This window comes from Methylobacterium fujisawaense (assembly GCF_039619325.1).
In the GTDB taxonomy this organism is placed as follows: Bacteria; Pseudomonadota; Alphaproteobacteria; order Rhizobiales; family Beijerinckiaceae; genus Methylobacterium; species Methylobacterium fujisawaense.
Genome location: NZ_CP155000.1, coordinates 2,504,526 through 2,526,326, shown reverse-complemented (window position 1 = coordinate 2,526,326; position 21,801 = coordinate 2,504,526). Strand labels below are relative to the sequence as shown.

Genomic DNA, 21,801 nt, shown 5'->3' with positions numbered 1-21,801 from the left:
GATCCTGACACGCCGAGGCGCCAGGATCCTGCTCCGGCGGCGGCTCCGGATCGCCCGCCTCCGGCGTGCCTCTCCCGGTCCGGGTCCGCCTGCGGCGCCCGGAATGACGGCGCAGGTGGACGGGCGCGCCGCGTGACCTTTGCATCTTCGGATGCGCGGGGACGACGCGTGGCCTCACAGCGTCGGGAATGTCGCCGCGAGGTGGTCGATCAGCACCCGCACGGCCGGCGGCAGCCCGCGCCGGGTCGTGAAGACGAGGTGCACGATCCCAGGCTGCCCCTGCCACTCCGGATAGACGGGAACAAGCCGGCCCGCCGCGATGGCGTCGGTGCAGGCATGGTCGGGCAGGAACGCGACCCCGAGGCCGGCGGCCGCCGCGTCGCAGAGCGCGGCGAAGTCGCCGCAGGTCAGGCGCGGCTCGTGACACAGGGTGAAAATTCGGCCATCCGCCCGCTCCAGCCGCCAATCCGCCTCGCCCGGATCGTCGCGGGTCCCGAGGGTCGGGGCCGCGCCGAGGCTGGCGATATCGGGGCCCAGGCCGCGCGCGACTTCCGGTGCGGCCACCAGGATCCAGCGCGAGAGCCCGAGCGAGCGCATGGTCAGCGACGCGTCGCTGGTCAGATCCCGCCGGACCCGCAGGGCCACATCGATCCGCTCCTCGATCAGGTCGACGGGCCGGTCGGTCGCCACCAGCTGCAGCCTGACCTTCGGATGCCGGGAGAGGAACACGCGCACGATCGCGCCGACGATATCGATGAGGCCCGTCGGGCAGCTCATGCGGATCCGCCCGTGCGGCTCGGTCTGCGCCTCCGCGACCAGCGCCTCGGCCCGTTCGGCCTCCAGCATCATCGCCCTGCAGCGCTCGTAGAAGCCCTGGCCGACCTCGGTCACGCGGAAGCGTCGGCTCGACCGCTCGATCAGGCGGACGCCCAGGCGCGTCTCCAGGGCCGCGACCCGGCGGCTGAGCTTCGATTTGGGCTGGTGCAGCGCCCGGCCCGCCGCGGCGAAGCCGCCATGCGCCACCACCTCGGCGAAGTAGACGTAATCGTTCAGGTCTGCGCGGCTCATCGTTCCTCCAGCAGAACGCTGAGTGCCATATCTGCCGACTACCGGCATCATCGTTCCGTCGGCATCTCTCCAACCAGCGGCGCATGCGAAGCCGAACGATGGAGAACGACGATGGCCGGCAGGTTTCAGGACAAGGTTGTGGTTGTAACGGGCGGGACCAGCGGCATCGGGCTCGCCGCCGCCCAGGCCTTCGTGGACGAGGGGGCCGCGGTGTTCATCACCGGCCGCCGCCAGGAGGCCCTCGACGCCGCGGTGAAGCAGATCGGCGGCCGGATCACCGGCGTACGCGGGGACATGGCGAACCTCGCCGACATCGACCGCCTCTATGATGCCGTTCAGCAGAAGCACGCGCAGATCGACGTGGTCTTCGCCAATGCCGGCGGCGGCACCTTCGCGCCGCTGGGGGCGATCACCGAGGAGCACTACCAGAGCATCTTCGACACCAACGTGAAGGGCGTGCTCTTCACCGTCCAGAAGGCGCTGCCGCTGCTGCGGGACGGGGCGGCGATCGTGCTCACCGGATCGACAACGGGCAGCGCGGGCACGCCGGCCTTCAGCGTCTACTCGGCCACCAAGGCGGCGGTGCGCAACTTCGCCCGGAACTGGATCCTCGATCTCAAGGACCGGCGCATCCGGGTGAATACGATCAGCCCCGGCGTCACCGAGACTGCGGGCCTCGACGCGCTGTTCGGCGGCGGCGATCAGGCGGCGGCCACCAAGGATTACCTCGCCGGCCAGATCCCGGCCGGGCGCGTCGGCCGGCCCGAGGAGATCGCCCAGGCGGTGCTGTTCCTCGCCTCCGACGCGGCGAGCTTCGTCAACGGTGTCGAGCTGTTCGCCGATGGCGGGCAGGTCCAGATCTGAGGATCCGGCGCCGGCCGGGACGCGACACCCCGTCCCGGCCGGCGGGATGAACCCTGGCTTTATCCGGGGGTTGATGGCCCGGCCGTCCGGATCCGCATCTCCGCGGGCGGAGGTCTGGAAGGACGCTCGGATTTCATGGGTTGGCCGCGCCGCATCTTGATCACCGCCGGACTCGTGACCGTCGCGGCGGGTGTCACGCTGAGCGTGGGCCACTTCAGCTACGCGCCGATGCCCGACCGGGCGGACCTGCTCAACCCGGACCGCTACCCGATCCAGACCGCCTTCGACGTGCTGGGACGGCGCATCTCGCGCGCGGAGGCGGACCGGCTCAACGGGACCGAGGCCGGACGGAAGGACCTCGCACCGGGGAACGGCGCGGTCGCCATCGATCCTGCCATGGTCGAGCGCGGGCGGCAGGCCTTCTATCAGGAGACGTTCGGCAACGAGGTCTTCCTCACCGACGTCATGGGCATGCTCGACGGCGGGCTCACACCAACCGCGGTCGCCCTGGCGGTGGCGAAGCTCGGCGGTCAGGGAACCACAAATCTCCAGGTCGCCATGGCCAAGGACGTGCGCATCGGCGACCGCGTCTACCGGGCCGGCGAGCTGGTCCCGACCGGGCTCGACGTGCCGAGGGGCGGGGCCTTCATCATCGGGATCAAGACCTTCTCCGACCGCGGCCACCTGCGCATGGGCATCACCTGCGCCCTGTGCCACGCGGCGGTCGATCCCGGCACCGGCAAGGTCGTGGAGGGCGCGCCCAATACCGACCTCAATGCCGGGCTGCTGATGGCGCTCGCGAAGAACTCGTCGGCCTACTTCATGCACGCCAGCGTGCCGGAGGCCGATGCCCGGCCTTCCGCCGACCCGCAGCAGACCGGCGCGACCGGGACGGGGCCGGCGCTGCCGGACGCCGCTTCCGTCGAGGCGGCCACAAAGGTGCAGGTGGCGAGCTGGCCGCCGGGCAGCTTCGACTCCTCCGCCGACCGGGTCACCAACCCGACCTCGATCCCGTCGAGCTTCTCCGCCCATGGCGAGCCCTACAGCTGGAGCGGCCGCGAGGCGATCGGGCCCTTCGCGGGCCTGTCCTCGCTGAACAACAACGTCCACGCGGCCAATTCCGACACGACCCAGCTCGCCGCCGCCGCGCCCTGGCTGTTCGGCATGGATCCCGAGACGTATCTCGGCATCGTGCTGCGCGGCGCGGCCACGGAGGCGTTCCGCTTCAAGCCGGAGGGTGGCCGGAGCCCGTCCGAGGTGCTGCGCAGCGTCGATCCGACCCCGGCCTCGCCGGGCCTCAACAGCTACGCGGTCCTGCCGACCTATCCGGCGACCAATTACGTCACCGACAACGGCCTGTTCACGTCGGTGCCCGGGGAGCCGGTCAACCACGCCAACAACGCCATGTCGGCGTTCCAGAACCTGCTGCACCCGCCCGCCGCCGGACAGGATCCCGAAACGGTGCGCGCCGGCCGCGCGGTGTTCGAGAAGGCCGGCTGCGGGACCTGCCATGCCGGGCCGGCGCTCACCAACCACCGGATCGTCCCGGAGGCCGAGATCGGCACCGAGCCGACCCGGGCCCGGGCGGGCGCCAAGATGGAGGCGCGCCTGTCGCCGCCGACGATGTTCGCCACCGACACGCCGTTCCCGGTCCCGGCCGATCCGGTGATCGTCCCGGTGCCGCTCGCGGGCGACGCGCTGGCGCAGGTGCAGCTCGCCTGGGGGCAGGGGGGCACGGAGGGGGGCTACAAGGTGCCGAACCTCGTGGGCCTCGCCTGGACGGCGCCGTACCTGCACGATTCCGGCGTGGCGGTCGGGCCCGATGCCGAGGGCCAGCTCGGCGTCCCGGGTACGCTCTACAGGGGCGTCGCCCCCGATCCCGCCAACAGCCTGCGCGCCCTGGTGGACCGGGATCTCCGGGCCAAGGTGATCGCCGCCAACGCGGCCTCGGATACGGCGCGGATCGCCCGCGTCACCGGCAAGGGGCATGCCTTCTGGGCGGATGCCGGTTCGGGCGTCTCGCCCGAGGAGCAGCGGGCGCTGATCGCCTATCTGCTGTCGGTCGATCGTCTGACCGAGCCGGCCGCGACGCCCTGATCCGGGCGGTGCCACCGGTGGTCCGGGTCACCGTAGCGGAGCCCCGGCAGCCCGGCCGCATGGCCGGGCGCAGCGCCTCCCGCGCGGTTCAGATGACCGCCTCGATCAGGCCCCGCCGCTTGGCCTCCTCGGCCTCGAGGTACCAGTTCGACGGCGCCTTCTCGAGCACCTCGTCGAGAGTCACGTCCGAGCCCTGGATCAGGTTCGAAAACCCCTCGTTCTGGATCGCGATCGAGCACTGGATCTCATTGAGCGTCGCCGTCACGGAGGCGATGCAGGTGGTGAGCGGCCCCTCGATCTGGAGCTGCTTGTTCATCTTGCGCTCGTGGATCATCAGCCGCGTGCCGCAGGTCAGGTATCGGTTCGGCCGGGCGAAGAAGCTCATGAAGGTGGTGCCGGCCGAGTAGATCGCCGCCTTGCCGAGGAAGACGAACCGCCGGTCCGGGTCCATGGTGCTGTTGAAGCGGATGTCCTCGCCCATCATCCGGGCCACCTCCGGATCGCCGCCGAGCGTCGTGAGCTCGACGACGACGATCTCGCGGTCGGCCGCCGCCCCGAGCTGGCGGCGGAAGTCGCGGTACATGTCGTAGTCCACCGCGCCCGACAGCAGGACGGCGGGGGCCCGGAACGCGGTGGGGCCGAGGGGCGTCGTGTCCATGGTTCTCCTGGTCGAATGACCGGCGTTCAGCGTGCCGGGTCGGGGGGACCCTCGCCCTTGCCCACGAAGGGGATACCCGCGATCGGGCATTCCTCCGTGCCGACGCTCTGACGGGTAATGGCCCGCACCGCGTCGCGGGTTCCGTCAGGATCCTCGATCCAGCGCCGGTAGAAGTCGTAGGGGCATTCCGACATCCCGTGCCGGTTCTCCTTCGAGTTGATCATGCCCGTGTAGCCGCGGTGCAGGAGCTTGAAGAGGTGGTTCTCCGACTGGCCGTGGGCGCGGAAATCCCGGATCAGGAACTTCGACAGGGCCGCGTACTGGATGCCCATCTCCTCCTCGCCGCACTCGCCGAGGGTTCGGCCGTCGAAGCCGATGATCGCCGAGTGGCCGAAATAGGTGTAGACGCCGTCGAACCCGGCGGCATTGGCCACCGCCACGTAGGTGTTGTTGGCGAAGGCCATCGCCTTCGAGATGACGACCTGCTGCTCTTTCGCCGGGTACATGTAGCCCTGGCAGCGGATGATCAGCTCGGCGCCCCGCATGGCGCAATCGCGCCAGATCTCCGGGTAGTTGCCGTCGTCGCAGATGATCAGGCTGATCTTCAGCCCCTTCGGCCCGTCCGACACGTAGGTGCGGTCGCCCGGATACCAGCCCTCGATCGGCGTCCAGGGCATGATCTTGCGGTACTTCTGCACGATCTCGCCCTGGTCGTTCATCAGGATCAGGGTGTTGTAGGGCGCCTTGTTGGGGTGCTCCTCGTGGCGCTCGCCGGTGAGGGAGAACACGCCCCAGACCTTGGCCTCCCGGCAGGCGGCGGCGAACACCTCGGTCTCGGCGCCTGGGACTGTGGAGGCGGTCTCATACATCTCGGCGGCGTCGTACATGATGCCGTGGGTCGAGTATTCGGGGAAGATCACGAGGTCGAGGCCGGGCAGGCCGCTCTTCATGCCGACGATCATCTTGCCGATCGCCTTGGCGTTCTCCAGCACCTCCGCGCGGGTGTGCAGGCGCGGCATCTTGTAGTTCACGACGGCGACGCCGACGCTGTCCTGGCTGGACGAGATGTCTCCGTGCATCATGGCGTGATGTCCTCCTGAGGATTGTTGCGCCGAGGCGCGCCGTGACCCTCCCCCCTCTGCGGGGGAGGGTACCCTGCGCAGCAGGGGGGAGAGGGGCAGCGCGACGCGGCAGGATCGCGCGTCCGTCGCGACAAATCCGGATGCGGCGCTCCCCTCTCCCGACCCTCGCTGACGCGAGGGCCACCCTTCCCCGCAGAGGGGGGAGGGCCATGCGCGTCCGACTTAGTGGCTGATCATCCAGGGCCGCGCCTTCGGGAAGCTCTTGGCGGCGGCCGGGGCCGCGGTCGCCTTCTTGGGGGTGCAGCAGCCGCAGCCGGACCCGTGGCTCCCGGAGCGACGGGGCGCGTGGCGGCTGCGCTCGTTGGTGGCGTGGGCGGCCCGCAGCCCCGCATCCATGCCGGCGATGCGCGGCGCGGTGAGAAAGGCGCGCTGGCTCGAGCTGCCGCAGTCCGGGCAGGCATGCGGATCGCGGAACTCGGCCATCGGCCGCATCACCGTGAAGGGCCCGCAGGCCTCGCAGGCGTAGTCGTAGACGGGCATGGCGACGCTTTCAGAAAGGCTGCCGGATCAGACCACTGTCGGGCGAAACGCGGGTTCCCTCTCCCGTGCGGGAGAGGGACAGGGTGAGGGATGCGACCTCTCCGGAAAGACCGGGTCCCTCACCCCAACCCTCTCCCGCACGGGAGAGGGGGCAGGTCGCGTCCGATGAAACCGGGCGCGACACGCAGCAGACGGCCTGATCACAGATCCGGCGAGAGCGGCATCTGGATCGAGCCGTCGAGGAATTGGGTCGGTCCGTCGGCGCCCGGGTTGATGTCGAACTCGAAGATCTTGGTCGGTATCCAGAGCGTCGCGCAGGCGTTCGGGATGTCGACCACGCCCGAAATGTGCCCCTGGACCGGCGCCGTGCCGAGGATCGAGTAGGCCTGGGCGCCCGAATAGCCGAACTTCTTGAGGTACTCGATCGCGTTCAGGCAGGCCTGCCGGTAGGCGATGTGGACGTCGAGATAGTGCTGGCCGCCGCTCTCGTCGACCGAGATGCCCTCGAAGATCAGGTGATCGTCGTATTTCGGCGTGATCGGCGACGGCTTGAAGATCGGGTTCTTGATCCCGTACTTCGCCATGCCGTCCTTGATCAGCTCGACCTTGAGATGGACCCAGCCGGCCATCTCGATGGCGCCGCAGAAGGTGATCTCGCCGTCGCCCTGGCTGAAGTGCAGGTCGCCCATCGAGAGGCCGGCGCCGGGGACGTAGACCGGGAAGTAGATCTTCGAGCCGCGCGACAGGTCCTTGATGTCGCAATTGCCGCCGTGCTCGCGGGGCGGGACCGTGCGGGCGCCCGTGGCGGCAGCCTTGTCCTTCGCGTCGCCCTTCAGGCGGCCCATATGGGCCGTCGGCCCGAAGGGGAGGGTAGCCAGCGCCGGCACGCGCTCCGGATCGGTGTCGTAGAGCGCCTTCTCGCGGGTGTTCCAGGTCTCCAGCATCTTCGGATCGGGCAGGCAGCCGATCAGGCCGGGATGGATCAGGCCCGGGAAGCGCACGCCCGGCACGTGGCGGGACTTGGTGAACATGCCCTCGAAGTCCCAGATCGACTTCTGGGCCTGCGGGAAGTGCTCGGTGAGGAAGCCGCCGCCGTTCTTCTTCGAGAAGAAGCCGTTGAAGCCCCACTGGCTCTCGGGCTTTGCGCCGATGTCGAGGAGATCGACCACCAGGAGGTCGCCGGGCTCGGCGCCCTCGACGCCGATCGGACCCGAGAGGAAGTGGACGATCGACAGGTCGATGTCGCGCACGTCGTCGGCGGAATCGTTGTTCTTGATGAAGCCGCCGGTCCAGTCGTAGGTCTCGACGATGAAGTCGGCGCCCGGCTTCACATAGGCGACCATCGGGATGTCCGGGTGCCAGCGGTTGTGCACCATGTCGTTGTCGTAGGCCGATTGCGTGAGATCGACCTTGATCAGCGTCTCGGGCATGTTCTGTCTCCAGCTCCCTAGAACCTTGGGGCGGACCCCATCCGCGCGCCGGTGCGCGAATCTCACCCGCTCGCGAGCAGCTCGTTCAGCGCGTCGTCGAGGACCTTGATGTCGTCCGGGCTGGTGCCGGGCCCGCCCGCGAAATGGCCCCACCACGTGTCGATCACGCGCAGCTCCGCGTTCGGCATGGCAGCCGCCTCGATGGCGTTGTCCTCGGGCGGGAAATACAGATCCGTGGAGGCGGGCATCAGGATCGCCTTGGCGCGGATGGCGCCGAGCGCGGCCTTGAAGTCGCCCTTGAAGGTGTCGTTGGCGCTGATGTCGCCGTGCTGCCACGTCCACAGCATGGCGAGCAGGTTGTTGGCGTCGCGTTCGTAGAACAGGCCTTCCCAGAACCCGATCAGGAAGTCCTCCAGCGAGGCGTAGCCCATGTGGGTGATGTCGGCCTCGAGCCGGTAGAAGGTCTGCGACAGGCCCCAGCCGGCATAGACCCGGCCGAAGGCGCGCAGCCCCCGCGTCGGCGGGCTCGTGTACCAGCCCTCCGCCCAGGCGGCGTCGGCCTGGAGCGCCGCCTTGGCGCCCTCCAGGAAGACGTAGTTGTGCCGCGAGCACTTGGCCGAGCCCTGAAACGGCAGGATCTTCGGCACCATGTCGGGGTACATCGACGCCCAGTGGTAGGTCTGGAGCGCGCCCATCGACCAGCCGGTGACCAGAACCAACTTCTCGATGCCGAAATGCTTGGTGACGAGGCGGTGCTGGGCGCGGACGTTGTCGTAGGCGGTGACGTTGGGGAAGCGCGGCCCGTTCCAGGGCGCGGGCGTGTTGCTCGGCGAGGACGAGAGCCCGTTGCCGAACATGTTCGGGATGATGATGAAGTACTTGTCCGGGTCGAGCGCCTTGCCGGGGCCGATCAGCCATTCGTTCTCGGTGTGCTGGCCCGAGTACCAGGTCGGGTAGACGATGGCGTTGTCCTTGGCGTGGCTCAGGGTCCCGAAGGTCTTGTAGGCGAGCTTGGCCGCGCGCAGCGTCTTGCCGCACTGAAGGACGAAGTCGCCGAGTTCAAAGATCTCGTAATCGGCCATTCCGCGCTCCTCAGACCGACAGGAACCGGGCGACGGCGGCCTCGTCGATGCCGTCGCGCGGGGCCTCGTGGACGATGGCGCCGTTCTCCAGCACGATCACCCGGTCGGCCACGTCCAGGGCGAAGCTCAGGACCTGCTCGGACACGACGATGGACAGGCCGCGCGCGTCGCGGATCGTCTTCAGGGTCCGGCCCATCTCCCGGATGATCGAGGGCTGGATGCCCTCGGTGGGCTCGTCCAGAAGCAGGACCTTCGGGCGGCTCGCGAGCGCCCGGGCGATGGCGAGCTGCTGCTGCTGCCCGCCCGACAGGTTGCCGCCGCGCCTTCCCTTCATCTCCAGGAGCACCGGGAACATGTCGTAGAGGTCCTGCGGCACCTTGCGGGTGCCGGTGACCGTGAGCCCGGTCTCGATGTTCTCCTGGACCGTCATGGTCGAGAAGATCATCCGGCCCTGCGGCACGTAGGCGAGGCCCTTGGCGACCCGGGCATGGCTCTTGAGGGCACCGACATCCGCCCCCTCGACCCGGATCGACCCGGCCTTGACGGGAACGAGCCCCATCAGGGTCTTCATCAGGGTGGTCTTGCCCATGCCGTTGCGGCCCATCACGGCGACGATCTCGCCCGGCGCCACCGAGAAGGTGAGCCCGTGCAGGACCTCGCTCTGGCCGTAGGCGGCGTGCAGGTCCTCGACGGCGAGCGCCGGCGTGGCGGATGGGATCGTGGCGAGCGGGGGCGCCTGGACGGGGGCCGAGTGCGCGGTCTGGAGCGACGCCATCGTCAATGTCCCAAATACACTTCGATGACCTTCGGGTCGTTCTTGACCCGGTCCATCGACCCTTCGGAGAGCACCTTGCCCTGGTGCAGGACGGTCACCCGGTGGGCGATGTCCTCGACGAACTTCATGTCGTGCTCGATCACCAGCACCGAGCGGCCCTTGATGATCTGGTTGAGCAGCTCGGCGGTCTTGATCCGCTCGCCGACGCTCATCCCGGCCACCGGCTCGTCGAGCATCAGCAGCTCCGGGTCCTGGATCAGCAGCATGCCGATCTCCAGCCACTGCTTCTGGCCGTGGCTCAGGAATTCGGCCCGCTCCTTGAGCTGGTCCTTCAGGAAGATCGTCTCGGCGATGGCGTGGATGCGGTCGCGGACCTCCGCGTCCCGCTTGAACGTGAGGGCGCCGAACACCGAGCGGCCGCGGGGGAACGAGATCTCGAGGTTCTCGAACACCGTCAGGTCGTCGTAGATCGACGGCGTCTGGAACTTGCGGCCGACGCCGGCCTGCACGATCGCGCTCTCGGAGAGCTTGGTGAGTTCCTGGCCCTTGTACTTGATCGAGCCGGCGCTGGCCTTGGTGCGCCCGCAGATCAGGTCGAGCACCGTGGTCTTGCCGGCCCCGTTCGGGCCGATGATCACCCGGATCTCGTCGGGATCGACGTAGAACGACACGTCGTTCACCGCCTTGAACCCGTCGAACGAGACGGTGAGCGCCTCGACGGCGAGGAGGTAGTCGGGCGGGGCCGCCTCGGCGCCGACCACGGGGGAGGGGAGGATCGCGGCGTTCATGGCGTGCTCACTCGGCCGGGGCGCCGTGGGGCGGGACGATGGCGGGTTCGGGCGCCTGCAGGCTCTTGGCGCGGCGGGTGAGGCGCGGCTCGATATGCTCGCGCCAGATCCCCGCGAGGCCGTTCGGGAAGGCCAGCACCACCGCGATGAACAGGGCGCCGAGGCCGAACAGCCAGAGGTCCGGGAAGCTCTCGGAGAAGCTGGTCTTGGCCCAGTTGACCAGCAGCGTGCCCCAGACCGCGCCGAACAGGGACAGGCGCCCGCCGACCGCGGCGTAGATCACCATCTCGATCGACGGGACGATGCCCACGAAGGAGGGCGACATGAACCCGACCTGCAGGGTGAACATCGCCCCGCCGATCGCCGCCAGCCCGGCGGCGAAGCAGAAGGCGAAGACCTTGAACCCCGCCACCGAGTAGCCGGAGAAGCGGACCCGGTCCTCCTTGTCGCGCATGGCGACGAGGATGCGGCCGAGTTTCGACTTCTTCACGTATTGCGCCGCCAGGATGCAGGCGATCAGCAGGCCGCCATTGACGAAGTACAGGATGAATTTCGCCGAGTCGGTGCGGATGTCCCAGCCGTGGAGGGTGCGCAGATCGGTGATGCCGTTGATTCCGCCGGTATAGCCCTGCTGGCCGACGATCAGGATCGTCAGGATCGCCGCGATGGCCTGGGTGATGATGGCGAAATAGGTGCCGCCGACCCGGCGCTTGAACATCGCGAAGGAGATCAGCATCGCGAACAGGACCGGCACGGCGACCGCCAGCACGATGGTGAGCGGCAAGCTCTTGAACGGCTGCCAGAACCAGGGGAGCGCCGTGATCTGGTTCCAGTCCATGAAGTCCGGAATGCCGGGCGTGGACTGGATCTTGGTGTTCTCGATGCTCGAAGCCTCGAGCTTCAAGTACATCGCCATGCCGTAGCCGCCGAGGCCGAAGAACACGCCCTGGCCGAGCGACAGGATCCCCGCATAGCCCCAGCAGATCACCAGCCCGAGGGCCACGAACGCGTAGGTGAGGTACTTGCCGACGAGGTTGAGGCGGAAGCCGTCGAGCATCAGCGGCAGGACGACCAGGATCACCCCGGCCAGGAGGAAGAGGCTCAGCCACTCCACCGGCTTCATGAACGGGTTGTCGTTGACGGTGACGGATTTGGTGAGGGTCTGGACCGGGTTCGTCATCGGGAAAACATCCTCAGCGCCGGACCTTGAGGGTGAAGAGGCCCTGGGGCCTCAGCATCAGGATGCCGACCACCGCGAGCAGGGTGATCACCTTGGCCATCGAGCCGGAGAGGAAGAACTCCAGGGTCGACTGCGTCTGGGAGATCGAGAAGGCCGACGCGATGGTGCCGAGCAGGCTCGCGGCGCCGCCGAACACGACGATCAGGAAGGTGTCGACGATGTAGAGCTGGCCCGAGGTCGGCCCGGTGGAGCCGATCATCGTGAAGGCCGAGCCGGCGATGCCCGCGATGCCGCAGCCGAGGCCGAACGTGTAGCGGTCGACCTTCTCGGTATCGATGCCGACCGCCCCCGCCATGGCGCGGTTCGACATCACGGCGCGGACCTGCTGGCCGAAGCGCGAGCGGAAGATCAGCAGCGCGACGCAGACGGTGATCAGGATGGTCACGGCCATGACGAACAGGCCATTGATCGGGATCTCGATCGTGTCGGTGACCTGCACCGAGCCGATCAGCCAGGACGGCAGCTCGACGCCGACCTCGCGGGCACCGAAGATCGACCGGTAGGCCTGCTGGAGGATCAGCGAGAGGCCCCATGTGGCGAGGAGCGTGTCGAGGGGACGCTTGTAGAGGAACCGGATCAGGCCCCATTCCACCAGCATGCCCAAAGCCCCGGAGGCGAGGAACGCCAGGCCCATGGCGATGAAGAAGTAGATCGGGAACAGCGCCGGCAGATAGGTCTGGCAGAAGGTCGAGCAGAGATAGGTGACGTAGGCGCCGAGGATCATGAACTCCCCGTGGGCCATGTTGATCACGCCCATCTGGCCGAAAATGATCGCGAGCCCCAGCGCCATCAGGAGGTAGACGGAGAACAGGATCAGGCCGGCGAAGCCCTGCATGGCGAAGATCGCGCCGAGGTCGCCGAGGGAATAGTCGCCGAGCATGTCTTGGTCTTCCGCTGCAGATCGGGGCGGAGGGCGAGCGTCCTCCGAGCGGATTGTTCGGTGCCGGTTCTGAAGTCCGAGACGGACTCCCTCTCCCGTTCGGGAGAGAATTGGGGTGAGGGATGTGCCTTCTCCGGAAGGACCTCGTCCCTCACCCTGTCCCTCTCCCACACGGGAGAGGGGACCCGCGTTCCATCCGGTGAGCGGCGGCGCGGACTGTGTGCGGGCCTGGGGCTATTGGTAGCCCTTCGGGAACGGATCGGGCTTGATCAGCTCGGGGCTGGTGTAGACGATCTCGAACTGGCCATCGGTCTTGGCCTTGCCGACCCGCGTCTTCGACCAGAGGTGATGGTTCTCGTCGATCTTGACGTAGCCTTCCGGCGCGCCCTTGAACTCGATGCCCGGCGAGGCCGCCACCACCTTGTCGACGTCGAAGGAGCCGGCCTTCTCGCAGGCCATCTTCCACAGGAACGGGCCGAGATAGGCCGCCTGGGTGACGTCGCCGATGACGGTCTTCTCGCCCCACATCTTCTTGAAGGCGGCGACGAACGCCTTGTTGTTCTCGTTGTCGATCGACTGGAAGTACTTCATGCAGGCATAGGCCCCGGCGATGTTCTCGCCGCCGATGCCGTCGATCTCGTCCTCGGTGACCGAGATCGTCATCAGCACCTGCTTCGACAGGTCGATGCCCGCCGCCTTGAGCTGCTTGTAGAACGCCACGTTCGAGCCGCCGACCACGTCGGCGAAGATCACCTTCGGCTTGGTGAGCTTGATCTTGTTGATGACCGAATTGAACTGCGTGTGGCCGAGGGGGAAGTACTCCTCGCCGACGACCTTGCCCTTGAGCACGTTCTCGACGTGCTTGCGGGCGATCTTGTTCGACGTGCGCGGCCAGATGTAATCGGAGCCGATGAAGTAGAAGCTGTCGCCGCCCTTCTCCTTGTGCACCCAGTCGAGGCCGGCGAGGATCTGCTGCGTGGCCTCCTGGCCGGTGTAGAAGACGTTCTTGGACTGCTCCAGACCCTCGTAGAAGGTCGGGTAGTACAGGAGGCCGTTGTACTGCTCGAAGACCGGCAGCACCGCCTTGCGCGAGGCCGAGGTCCAGCAGCCCATCACGGCGGCGCAATGGTCGTTGACGAGGAGCTTCTTGGCCTTCTCGGCGAAGGTCGGCCAGTCGGAGGCGCCGTCCTCCTGGATGATCTTGATCTTGCGGCCCAGCACGCCGCCGGCATCGTTGATCTGCTGGATCGCGAGTTTTTCCGCTTCCTGCGCGCCGGTCTCGGAGATCGCCATCGTGCCGGTGATCGAGTGCAGGATGCCGACCGTCACCTCGGTGTCGGTCACCGCGAGGCCGGTGGTGTTCACCGAAGCGGTCGGCGGCGCCGCCCAGGCATTCCGCGGCATCAGCGCCAGCGCCGGAGCGCCGGCCAGTCCCATGAGCAGCCTGCGCCGCAGCGGGGAGCGCAAGCCGTGATCGGCGCCGGTCTCGGTGTCGTCTGCCATGTGCCTGACCCTGTTCGCGTCCGGGGCCTTGAGAGGCGGCCGCGGATCGACGAGCGCAGGCTAGGTCCTGGGTTGCGGTGCGGCCTATACGCGATTTTGCGTATGGCCGTACTCTTGCATGCGGTGCACCATCGCCGCGGAATACTTTGAGGTTGGGGTGACGGGGAGCGCGAAGAGCGTGAGCACCGTTCGGGTGCTCGATGTTTCGCGCGCGCCCGCGCCCGTTGGCGTCGCATGCGCCGCGCCGGCCATGGGCGGCGGCCGGGTCGTCGGGTCTCCGGCACCATGAGCGGGCCGCAGCGCATCATCCCGATCCGCCGGGACTACAACCGCTTCGTCGCCGACGAGACCCTGGAGGATTATGCCCTCCGCTTCACCGCCAAGAAGGCGCGGCGCTGGTCCAGTCTCGAAGTGGCGCAGACCGCGCTCGGGTCGATCTCGTTCCTGGCGCTCGAGGCGATCGGCGGGACGCTGGCGCTGACGGCCGGGCTCCCCAACACGGTGGCGGCCGTCCTGGTCGTCGGCCTGATCATCTTCGCCACGGCGGCACCGATCACGGTCTACGCCGCCCGTCACGGCGTCGACATGGATCTCCTCACCCGCGGCGCCGGGTTCGGCTATCTCGGCTCGACCGTGACGTCGCTGATCTACGCGAGCTTCACGTTCCTGTTCTTCGCCATCGAGGCGGCGATCATGGCGCTGGCGCTGCAGCTCTGCTTCGGGCTGCCGCTGGGCGTCGGCTACCTGCTCTGCGCCGGGGCGGTGATCCCGCTCGTCGTCTATGGGATCCGTCTGATCAGCCGGTTCCAGATCTGGACGCAGCCGATCTGGATCGGGCTGAGCCTGCTCCCGCTGATCTTCGTGGCGGCGCAGGGCGCGGGGCCGCTGCGCGCGCTCACCGTCTTCCCGGGCCTCGACGGCGGCGGCGCCGGCTTCGATCTCGCCCGATTCGGGCTCGCCACGGGCGTCCTGCTGGCGCTGCTGGCGCAGGTCGGCGAGCAGGTCGACTTCCTCCGCTTCGTGCCGGAGCCGGCAGGTCCGCGCGACCGCCGCTGGTGGCTGGCGGTCCTGGCGGGCGGCGCGGGCTGGATCCTGCCCGGCATGCTGAAGATCCTGCTCGGCGCCGCCCTCGCGGTCCTGGCCCTGGGGCACGGCGTCCCGCCCGAGCACGCCGCCGAGCCGACCCGCATGTACGCGGTGGCCTTCGGCTACCTGACGGGGGAGGGCAGCCGGGCAGCACTGCTGCTCACCGGGCTGTTCGTCATCGTGTCGCAGCTCAAGATCAATCTCACCAACGCCTATGCCGGCTCGATCGCGTGGTCGAACTTCTTCTCCCGGCTGACCCACAGCCATCCGGGACGGGTGGTCTGGCTCGTGTTCAACGTCGCCATCGCGGTGCTCCTGATGGAGCTCGGTATCGACAAGACCATCGAGAGCACGCTGCCGCTCTACGGAGCCGTGGTCTCGGCCTGGGTCGGGGCGCTCGCCGCGGACCTCGCGGTCAACAAGCCGCTGGGCCTCTCGCCTCCGGGGATCGAGTTCAAGCGCGCCCATCTCTACGCCGTGAACCCGGTGGGGACCGGCGCCATGGCGCTGGCGCTGACGGCCGGCGGCGCGGCCTATCTCGGCTGGCTCGGCCCGATCCTGCAGCCCTTCGCGCCGCTGCTCACCCTCGCCGTCGCCTTCGGCGCCGCGCCGGCGATCGCCTGGGCGACGGGGGGGCGCTGGTATCTCGCCCGGACGCCCAAGCAGGATTGGGGCACCGCCGAGGTCACCTGCCGGGTCTGCGAGTTGCCCTTCGAGGGCGAGGACATGGCCCATTGCCCGGCCTACGACGCGCCGATCTGCTCGCTCTGCTGCTCGCTCGACGCCCGCTGCGGCGACCTGTGCAAGCCGCACGGAAGGCTGGAGGTGCAGGCGCAAGCCGTAGCCGCCCGGATCCTGCCGGGCCGGACCGCAGCCTGGATCGGCGCGCCGCTCGGCCGCTACCTCGCGGTGATGCTGACGCTCTGCGCGGTGATCGGCCTGATCCTCGGCATCGTGCATGCGGGCGCGACGATTGCCCACCCGGAGAATCGCGAGTTCCTGCGCACGGCGCTGACCAGCGTGTTCTTCACCCTGGTGGTGATCCTCGGCGTGGTGGCGTGGCTGTTCGTGCTCGCCCAGGAGAGCCGGCGCGTCGCCCAGGCCGAGACGATGCGCCAGACCGCGCTCTATCAGGCGGAGATCGCCGCCCATAAGATCACCGACGCCAAGCTGCAGGAGGCCAAGGAGCGGGCCGAGGCCGCCAACCAGGCCAAGAGCCGCTACGTGGTCGGCATCAGCCACGAGCTGCGCACGCCGCTCTCCACGGTGCTCGGCTACGCGCAGCTCCTGGAATCGGATCCGGCGATCCCGGCGCACCGCCTCAACGGTCTCCGGGTGATCCGCCGCAGCGCCCAGCACCTGTCCGGGCTGATCGACGGCCTCCTCGACATCTCGCGCATGGAGGCCGGACGCCTTCAGATTCACCGCGACGAGGTGCGCCTCGCGGATTTTCTCGACCAGCTGGTCGACATGGTCCGGCTCCAGGCGCGCGAGGCGGGGCTGGAGTTCCGCTTTTCGCGGCCGGAGATCCTGCCGGCCGTGGTCGCCACCGACGAGAAGCGGCTGCGCCAGGTGCTGCTCAACCTTTTGTCGAACGCCATCAAGTTCACGGAAACCGGCACCGTCTCGCTGGACCTGAGCTACCGGAGCCAGATCGCGATCTTCACGATCCGCGACACCGGTCCCGGCATCCCGGAGGCGGATCTCGCGCGGATCTTCGAGCCGTTCGAGCGCGGCTCGACGCCGGCCGCCCGCAGCACGCCGGGGACCGGGCTCGGGCTCACCATCGCCAACCTGCTGGCCCAATTGCTGGGCGGCGAGATTACCGTGACGGCGGCGCCGGGCGGCGGCACGCAGGCGCGTCTGCGGCTGATGCTGGCCTCCGTGGCCCAGCCGGCACCGATTGTCCCGCCCGCGCCGGCGGCGGCCCCGGAGCGGGTCTATGCGGGCGCGCGACGCACCGTCCTGGTCGCCGACGACGACAGCGCCCACCGCGCGCTGATGCGGGCGATCCTGGAGCCGCAGGGCATCTCCGTCCTGGAGGCCGGCTCGGGGCCGGAGTGCCTGGCCATCGTCGCGCGGGGCGGGGTCGACCTGATCCTGCTCGACATCGCGATGCCCGGGATGACCGGCTGGGCGGCGGCCGCGGCCCTGCGGCAGGCCGGACATACCGGCCCCATCGCCATGATGTCCGCCAATGTCCACGAGATCAGCCCGGTTCGCGGCGACGACGCGCCCCACGACGCCATCTTCGCCAAGCCCTTCGACCTGCGCGACGTGATGGAGCGGATCGGCAAGCTCCTGCACCTCGAATGGACCGAGAGCCCCGCGCCGACGCAGCCCGAGCCTGTTCCGGCCTTCGCGGACGGGCCGGGGCCCGGGCCCGAGCATATCGGCGAGCTCCTGCGCCTCGGCCGGATCGGGCATATCCGGGCCATCGAGGCCAAGCTGATCCAGATGGAGGAGGACGCGACCGTGCCGCCCGCTTTCGTCGCCCGGATGCGCGGGCTGGTCGAAGGGTACGACCTGCGCCGCTACCTCTCGGTCCTGCAGGAGCTCGCCCGTCATGGCTGAGGCGCCGAAGCTCCAGCCGAACCGGGACATCGTCCTGGTGATCGATGATTCGCCTGACACGCTGAGCTTCCTCACCGAGGCGATCGAGCGCTCCGGGGCCACCGTGCTGGTCGCGGTCGGCGGCGACCTCGCCCTGGCCCTCGTGGACGAGATCACGCCCGACGTGATCCTGCTCGACGCGGTGATGCCGGGGCTCGACGGCTTCGAGACCTGCCGGCGGCTCAAGGCCAAGCCGCATCTCGCCGGCGTGCCGGTGATCTTCATGACCGGCTTGAGCGAGACCGAGCACATCGTGAAGGGCCTCTCCGCCGGCGGCATCGACTACGTCACGAAGCCCATCGCGCCGGACGAGATCCTGGCCCGGATCCGCGTGCACCTCGCCAGCGCCCGCGCCGCGCAGAGCGCCCGGGCTGCCCTCGACACGGCCGGGCGGACCCTGTTCGCCGTCTCGGAGGACGGGCATGTGCTGTGGTCGACGCCGCAGGCCGGCCGGCTGCTGGCCGGCCTCGGCGCCGATCGGCCCGGCGCCGTCGAACTGCCCGCCAAGGCGCGCGACTGGCTGCGCGGATGCCTCGCCGGCGCCGCGCAGCCCCTGACGCTGACCGATCGCGACGGTCTCGCCTACGCCCTGAGCTTCATCGGCCGCACGCCGGACGAGATCCTGCTCCGCCTGTCGCGGGACGCGCTCTCGGCGGGGGTCGAGCGGCTCCGGGCGCGCCTCCCGGTCACCGGCCGCGAGGCGGAGGTTCTGCTCTGGCTGTCCCGCGGCAAGTCGAGCCGCGACATCGGCGAGATCCTCGGGCTCAGCCACCGGACCGTGACCAAGCACCTCGAGGGCATCTACGCCAAGCTCGGCGTGGAGAACCGCACGGCGGCCTCGATCATCGCCGCCCGCCATCTGGAGGGGTGAGCCGAAGGGCGCATCTCCCTCTTGTCCACAGGCTGCGCGGCCCGGCGAAACGCCTTGGTAAGCCCCGTTCCCTCACGGTCCCGGCTCAGCCTGACAAGCCGAGTCCGGATGCGATGATGACCAGCCAGCAGCTCGCCGACGAACTGAAGCGGATCGCCACCACGCAGGTCAGCGACATCACCCGCGCGGTGAAGGAAGGCCAGAAGTCGATCGCGCTCAACGAGGTGCGGGACATGGCGCGGCGCCTCGTCCTGCTCGCGGACGCCTTCGATCCGAAATCCGCGGCTGAGAAGTCCGAACCCGTCGCCGAAGCCGTCGACGACGCCCAGGCCGCCTGACACCCGTTGCCGGCGGTGTCCCCGCCGGTCCCCTCCCAGGAGCGCTTCATGGTCCGCGCCCACTTCACCATCCGCCTCGGCAACGCCTCGCTCCCGGCCTCGGCGGCCCAGTGGGTCGAGGATGTCGAGGCCGCCCGGTCCACCGCGCGCACGATCGTGCAGGGGCTGATGCGCCAGCACGGCGGCGACCCGCGGCTGATGGAGGCGGCGATGGTGATCACCGACGACGACGGCGCCACGCTCCTGGAGATGTCCTTCTTCGACGCGCTGTACCTGCCGGTCGAGCCGGTCGCGGATGCCGACCGTCGCCGGCCGCGTGCGCCGCGCAGGGCCGCGCCGCTGGGTCTGACGGCCGCCCTCGGCCCCGTCCGGCGTCTCGCGGGCGCGCTGGGCATGCGCGCGCCCTCCCTGTCGGGCCGCTGAGACCGGCTCAGCCGAAGAGGTCGCTGACCACGAAGCCGCGCGGTGCAAGGCGCTCGGCCAGCACGCGCCGATGGCAGCCGGCCGGATCGCGCTCGAAGCACAGCAGGCAGATCGGGGCCCCCTCGGCCAGCGTGGCGAGCTCGTCGAGGGCCGCGAGGCCTGCGGCCGTGTCCAGCACCTCCTCGCAGTAGATCCGGCGCATCAGCGCCGCGTCCCCGGCCCGGGCCGCCTGCCGGCCGGATTTCGGTGTCCCGAGGCTGCGCAGATGCGCGTAGCCCAGGCCGGCCTCGCGCAGGGATGTGCCCAGCGCACCCTTCGAGAAGCCGCGCTTGCGTGAGTTCGCCACCGCCCGGACATCCGCCAGCGTTGCGACCCCCGCCGAGCGCAGGACCCCGACGAGGCGCTCCGAATCGAGGCCTTCGTAGCCTATGGTAAAGAGTTGCTTACTCACGGCGCCGTGTCCGGACTCGCGTTGCGGGACCGCGACTTAGCCGGATCTCGCCCTGTGAACCAACCGGGGATGGGCGCCGTATGTCGCGGGCAGGCAACGCGTCCCGGAATTCCGCCGCAATGATCGCAAAGCTCCGTTAACCGCGCCGGGGCCATCGAATACGCCTGTCTGTGGCGCTTCTTCGGTGGCGGGCTAAACACTGATGTCGCGGATTTCAAAACTTTCGCGGTCGCCGTTCGGGGAAGTCGCTCGGAGTCTGACCGACCGTCTGAAGCCGGCCCGGCGCCTCGCCGGGCGCTTCGCCGCCGCCGCCATCCTGGCCGGCCTCGCGGCCTGTGCCTCCAACAACGACTTCTACCCGACGAAGGGTGACGCCAAGCCCCATCCGGGCGTGGCCAAGGCCAAGCTTCACCCGATCCAGGGCATCGACATCTCGAAGTGGCAGGGCAACGTCGACTGGGCCTCGGTCCGGGCCGCCGGCACGCAGTTCGCCTTCATCAAGGCCACCGAGGGCGGCGACCACGTCGACGAGCGCTTCCGGACCAACTGGGACGGCGCGGCGCGGGCCGGCGTGCCGCGGGGCGCGTACCACTTCGTGTTCTGGTGCCGCTCCGCCAGGGAGCAGATGGACTGGTTCAAGCGGAACGTTCCGAACGACCCCACCGCTCTGCCGCCGGTCCTCGACGTCGAGTGGAACGGCCACTCGCAGACCTGCCCGAAGAAATTGCCCAAGGCCCAGGCCCTGGCGATGGTCACCGAGATGCTGGAGGAGATGGAGCGCTACACCGGCAAGCGCCCGATCATCTACACCGACATCACCTTCCACAAGGACGTGCTGGAGGGCGAACTCCCGGACTATCCGCACTGGCTGCGCTCCACCGCGGCCGAGCCGGAGCAGCGGTTCGTCAACCGTAAGTGGATGCTGTGGCAGTTCACCTCCACGGGTCGGGTCCCGGGCGTGCGGGGTGACGTCGACCGCAACGCCTTCTACGGGACCCCGTCCGACTGGGCCTCGTTCCTGGCCACCGACTGCGATCCGCGCGAGCACAGGAGACTCTCGGAGCAGGGTCTATGCACGGACAAGTAGATGAACGGGTGCAACGAAACCTAAGTTAGTTCGAGGGCGCAGCCTGCGGGCTATGGCTGGCGAGTCCGCACGCTGACGGGCGCATATCCTTGAGGGTCCCGACGGGACTCTCTCTGCCGCATCTCGCCGCCCCATGCCGATCGAACCTGCCGCCTCCACCGGCAACCTGCTCCTCGACGCGCTTTCGGGTTCGGACCGCGCGCTGATCGAACGCGATCTGGAACCGGTGACCGTCGCCAGGGGGGACACGATCCTCACGGCTGACTCCGGCGCGAGCCCTGTGATCTTCCCCTGTGATCAGGCCGTTGTCGCTCTGGTCGTCGCCACCCACGACGGCCGGATGGCGGAGACCGCGAGCGTCGGTCACGACGGGGCGGTCGGCGGGATCATCGGCCAGGGCCGGCTGCCGAACGCCGTCAGCGGGCTGGTGCAGGTGGGCGGGCGGGTGCTGCGCCTCGACGCGGACCGGCTGCGGGAGGCCGAGCGCCGCTCCGCGACGTTCCGCGATCTGTTCGCCCGCTATGCCGATTGTTTCCTGGCTCAGCTGCTCCTGATCGGGGCCTGCAACGCCGTGCACCCGATCGAGCAGCGCTGCCTCCGCTGGCTGCTGACGTTGCAGGACCGGACCGGCGGCGACACCCTTCCGGTCACCCACGAGCTGATGGCCGCGATGCTCGGCGTCCAGCGGACCTACCTCACCCGGATCCTGCGTGTGCTGCAGGAGCAGGGCCTTCTCCGGGCGGAGCGCGGGCGCATCACGATCGTCGATCGCCGGGCGGTCTCAGCCGCCGCCTGTGCCTGCCACGCCCGCGTCCGGCTCCATTGCGAGGCGGTGCTCGGCGCGGTGTACGGGCCCGATAGTCCGCGCCGGGCCGCACCGGACGCGGATGCCGGGCCGGTGTCGCGAACGGCCTGAGGGGCCGGA

At 69.1% G+C, this 21,801-nt stretch carries 20 protein-coding genes; 8 read left to right on the top strand and 12 right to left on the bottom strand.

What is annotated here, in order from left to right:
• Nucleotides 1-174: 174 nt before the first annotated feature.
• Nucleotides 175-1,068 (bottom strand): LysR substrate-binding domain-containing protein, encoded by an 894-nt coding sequence (locus tag ABC766_RS11925; protein ID WP_345822320.1) that lies wholly within the window; start codon nt 1,066-1,068, stop codon nt 175-177.
• 111 nt (nt 1,069-1,179) lie between these two features.
• Here ABC766_RS11925 and ABC766_RS11920 point away from each other — a divergent pair, with 111 nt between their 5' ends.
• Together ABC766_RS11920 and ABC766_RS11915 are read left to right on the top strand one after the other, a co-directional pair.
• Nucleotides 1,180-1,932, top strand: coding sequence for an SDR family NAD(P)-dependent oxidoreductase (locus ABC766_RS11920; RefSeq protein WP_043349326.1), 753 nt, complete (start codon nt 1,180-1,182; stop codon nt 1,930-1,932).
• Between the two features lie 135 nt (nt 1,933-2,067).
• Entirely contained in the window at nt 2,068-4,029 is a 1,962-nt protein-coding gene (locus tag ABC766_RS11915; RefSeq protein WP_345822319.1) for a cytochrome C oxidase Cbb3, read from the top strand.
• Nucleotides 4,030-4,117: 88 nt separating this feature from the next.
• On the opposite strand, the gene ABC766_RS11910 is transcribed toward ABC766_RS11915, so the two are convergent.
• From ABC766_RS11910 to urtA, 10 genes are all read right to left on the bottom strand, one after another.
• Nucleotides 4,118-4,687 (bottom strand): ClpP family protease, encoded by a 570-nt coding sequence (locus tag ABC766_RS11910; RefSeq protein ID WP_345822318.1) that lies wholly within the window; start codon nt 4,685-4,687, stop codon nt 4,118-4,120.
• A gap of 26 nt (nt 4,688-4,713) precedes the next feature.
• Nucleotides 4,714-5,769, bottom strand: a complete 1,056-nt coding sequence (locus ABC766_RS11905; protein WP_075381391.1) for an aliphatic amidase — start codon at nt 5,767-5,769, stop codon at nt 4,714-4,716.
• 222 nt (nt 5,770-5,991) lie between these two features.
• Complete coding sequence (locus ABC766_RS11900) at nt 5,992-6,309, bottom strand: zinc ribbon domain-containing protein (protein ID WP_345822317.1); 318 nt, start codon at nt 6,307-6,309, stop codon at nt 5,992-5,994.
• 200 nt (nt 6,310-6,509) lie between these two features.
• On the bottom strand, nt 6,510-7,739 hold the full coding sequence (gene fmdA, locus ABC766_RS11895) for a formamidase (protein ID WP_043353434.1): 1,230 nt from the start codon (nt 7,737-7,739) through the stop codon (nt 6,510-6,512).
• Nucleotides 7,740-7,801: 62 nt separating this feature from the next.
• The gene (locus tag ABC766_RS11890; RefSeq protein ID WP_345822316.1) at nt 7,802-8,821 is read right to left on the bottom strand and encodes an alpha/beta fold hydrolase; all 1,020 of its coding nucleotides are present in this window, start codon (nt 8,819-8,821) and stop codon (nt 7,802-7,804) included.
• 10 nt (nt 8,822-8,831) lie between these two features.
• Entirely contained in the window at nt 8,832-9,596 is a 765-nt protein-coding gene (gene urtE / locus ABC766_RS11885) for an urea ABC transporter ATP-binding subunit UrtE (RefSeq protein ID WP_164706332.1), read from the bottom strand.
• Between the two features lie 2 nt (nt 9,597-9,598).
• Nucleotides 9,599-10,384, bottom strand: coding sequence for an urea ABC transporter ATP-binding protein UrtD (urtD, locus tag ABC766_RS11880; RefSeq protein ID WP_043353438.1), 786 nt, complete (start codon nt 10,382-10,384; stop codon nt 9,599-9,601).
• Between the two features lie 7 nt (nt 10,385-10,391).
• Complete coding sequence (gene urtC, locus ABC766_RS11875) at nt 10,392-11,564, bottom strand: urea ABC transporter permease subunit UrtC (RefSeq protein WP_043353440.1); 1,173 nt, start codon at nt 11,562-11,564, stop codon at nt 10,392-10,394.
• 13 nt (nt 11,565-11,577) lie between these two features.
• Nucleotides 11,578-12,504, bottom strand: a complete 927-nt coding sequence (gene urtB, locus ABC766_RS11870) for an urea ABC transporter permease subunit UrtB (RefSeq protein ID WP_043353442.1) — start codon at nt 12,502-12,504, stop codon at nt 11,578-11,580.
• Nucleotides 12,505-12,738: 234 nt separating this feature from the next.
• A complete protein-coding gene (gene urtA, locus ABC766_RS11865) occupies nt 12,739-14,007 on the bottom strand; it encodes an urea ABC transporter substrate-binding protein (RefSeq protein ID WP_345822315.1) in 1,269 nt (422 codons plus the stop codon).
• A gap of 285 nt (nt 14,008-14,292) precedes the next feature.
• Here urtA and ABC766_RS11860 point away from each other — a divergent pair, with 285 nt between their 5' ends.
• The 4 genes from ABC766_RS11860 to ABC766_RS11845 all read left to right on the top strand — a co-directional run bounded on the left by ABC766_RS11860 (nt 14,293) and on the right by ABC766_RS11845 (nt 19,338).
• Nucleotides 14,293-17,667, top strand: a complete 3,375-nt coding sequence (locus tag ABC766_RS11860) for a hybrid sensor histidine kinase/response regulator (protein WP_043354168.1) — start codon at nt 14,293-14,295, stop codon at nt 17,665-17,667.
• The gene (locus tag ABC766_RS11855) at nt 17,660-18,577 is read left to right on the top strand and encodes a DNA-binding response regulator (RefSeq protein ID WP_043354154.1); all 918 of its coding nucleotides are present in this window, start codon (nt 17,660-17,662) and stop codon (nt 18,575-18,577) included. Before ABC766_RS11860 ends, ABC766_RS11855 begins: the two co-directional genes overlap by 8 nt.
• A gap of 113 nt (nt 18,578-18,690) precedes the next feature.
• Nucleotides 18,691-18,915 (top strand): hypothetical protein, encoded by a 225-nt coding sequence (locus tag ABC766_RS11850; RefSeq protein ID WP_075381396.1) that lies wholly within the window; start codon nt 18,691-18,693, stop codon nt 18,913-18,915.
• Between the two features lie 48 nt (nt 18,916-18,963).
• On the top strand, nt 18,964-19,338 hold the full coding sequence (locus ABC766_RS11845; protein WP_043354155.1) for a DUF6894 family protein: 375 nt from the start codon (nt 18,964-18,966) through the stop codon (nt 19,336-19,338).
• A gap of 7 nt (nt 19,339-19,345) precedes the next feature.
• Here the strand turns inward: ABC766_RS11845 and ABC766_RS11840 are convergent, their stop codons facing one another.
• A complete protein-coding gene (locus ABC766_RS11840) occupies nt 19,346-19,789 on the bottom strand; it encodes a DUF488 domain-containing protein (protein ID WP_345822314.1) in 444 nt (147 codons plus the stop codon).
• A gap of 202 nt (nt 19,790-19,991) precedes the next feature.
• Between ABC766_RS11840 and ABC766_RS11835 the strand changes: the two genes are divergently transcribed.
• Nucleotides 19,992-20,876, top strand: coding sequence for a glycoside hydrolase family 25 protein (locus tag ABC766_RS11835; protein WP_051044925.1), 885 nt, complete (start codon nt 19,992-19,994; stop codon nt 20,874-20,876).
• A 133-nt stretch (nt 20,877-21,009) separates the two neighbouring features.
• Nucleotides 21,010-21,792 (top strand): Crp/Fnr family transcriptional regulator, encoded by a 783-nt coding sequence (locus tag ABC766_RS11830; protein ID WP_342143085.1) that lies wholly within the window; start codon nt 21,010-21,012, stop codon nt 21,790-21,792.
• Nucleotides 21,793-21,801 lie beyond the last annotated feature (9 nt).

Coding starts and splice junctions, on each gene's coding strand:
- ABC766_RS11925 (WP_345822320.1), bottom strand. CDS start 1,068: ATGAGCCGCGCAGACCTGAACGATTACGTCTACTTCGCCGAGGTGGTG.
- urtB (WP_043353442.1), bottom strand. CDS start 12,504: ATGCTCGGCGACTATTCCCTCGGCGACCTCGGCGCGATCTTCGCCATG.
- ABC766_RS11835 (WP_051044925.1), top strand. CDS start 19,992: ATGTCGCGGATTTCAAAACTTTCGCGGTCGCCGTTCGGGGAAGTCGCT.
- ABC766_RS11855 (WP_043354154.1), top strand. CDS start 17,660: ATGGCTGAGGCGCCGAAGCTCCAGCCGAACCGGGACATCGTCCTGGTG.
- ABC766_RS11850 (WP_075381396.1), top strand. CDS start 18,691: ATGATGACCAGCCAGCAGCTCGCCGACGAACTGAAGCGGATCGCCACC.
- ABC766_RS11830 (WP_342143085.1), top strand. CDS start 21,010: ATGCCGATCGAACCTGCCGCCTCCACCGGCAACCTGCTCCTCGACGCG.
- ABC766_RS11890 (WP_345822316.1), bottom strand. CDS start 8,821: ATGGCCGATTACGAGATCTTTGAACTCGGCGACTTCGTCCTTCAGTGC.
- urtE (WP_164706332.1), bottom strand. CDS start 9,596: ATGGCGTCGCTCCAGACCGCGCACTCGGCCCCCGTCCAGGCGCCCCCG.
- urtA (WP_345822315.1), bottom strand. CDS start 14,007: ATGGCAGACGACACCGAGACCGGCGCCGATCACGGCTTGCGCTCCCCG.
- ABC766_RS11900 (WP_345822317.1), bottom strand. CDS start 6,309: ATGCCCGTCTACGACTACGCCTGCGAGGCCTGCGGGCCCTTCACGGTG.
- ABC766_RS11915 (WP_345822319.1), top strand. CDS start 2,068: ATGGGTTGGCCGCGCCGCATCTTGATCACCGCCGGACTCGTGACCGTC.
- ABC766_RS11845 (WP_043354155.1), top strand. CDS start 18,964: ATGGTCCGCGCCCACTTCACCATCCGCCTCGGCAACGCCTCGCTCCCG.
- ABC766_RS11910 (WP_345822318.1), bottom strand. CDS start 4,687: ATGGACACGACGCCCCTCGGCCCCACCGCGTTCCGGGCCCCCGCCGTC.
- ABC766_RS11905 (WP_075381391.1), bottom strand. CDS start 5,769: ATGATGCACGGAGACATCTCGTCCAGCCAGGACAGCGTCGGCGTCGCC.
- ABC766_RS11920 (WP_043349326.1), top strand. CDS start 1,180: ATGGCCGGCAGGTTTCAGGACAAGGTTGTGGTTGTAACGGGCGGGACC.
- ABC766_RS11860 (WP_043354168.1), top strand. CDS start 14,293: ATGAGCGGGCCGCAGCGCATCATCCCGATCCGCCGGGACTACAACCGC.
- fmdA (WP_043353434.1), bottom strand. CDS start 7,739: ATGCCCGAGACGCTGATCAAGGTCGATCTCACGCAATCGGCCTACGAC.
- urtC (WP_043353440.1), bottom strand. CDS start 11,564: ATGACGAACCCGGTCCAGACCCTCACCAAATCCGTCACCGTCAACGAC.
- urtD (WP_043353438.1), bottom strand. CDS start 10,384: ATGAACGCCGCGATCCTCCCCTCCCCCGTGGTCGGCGCCGAGGCGGCC.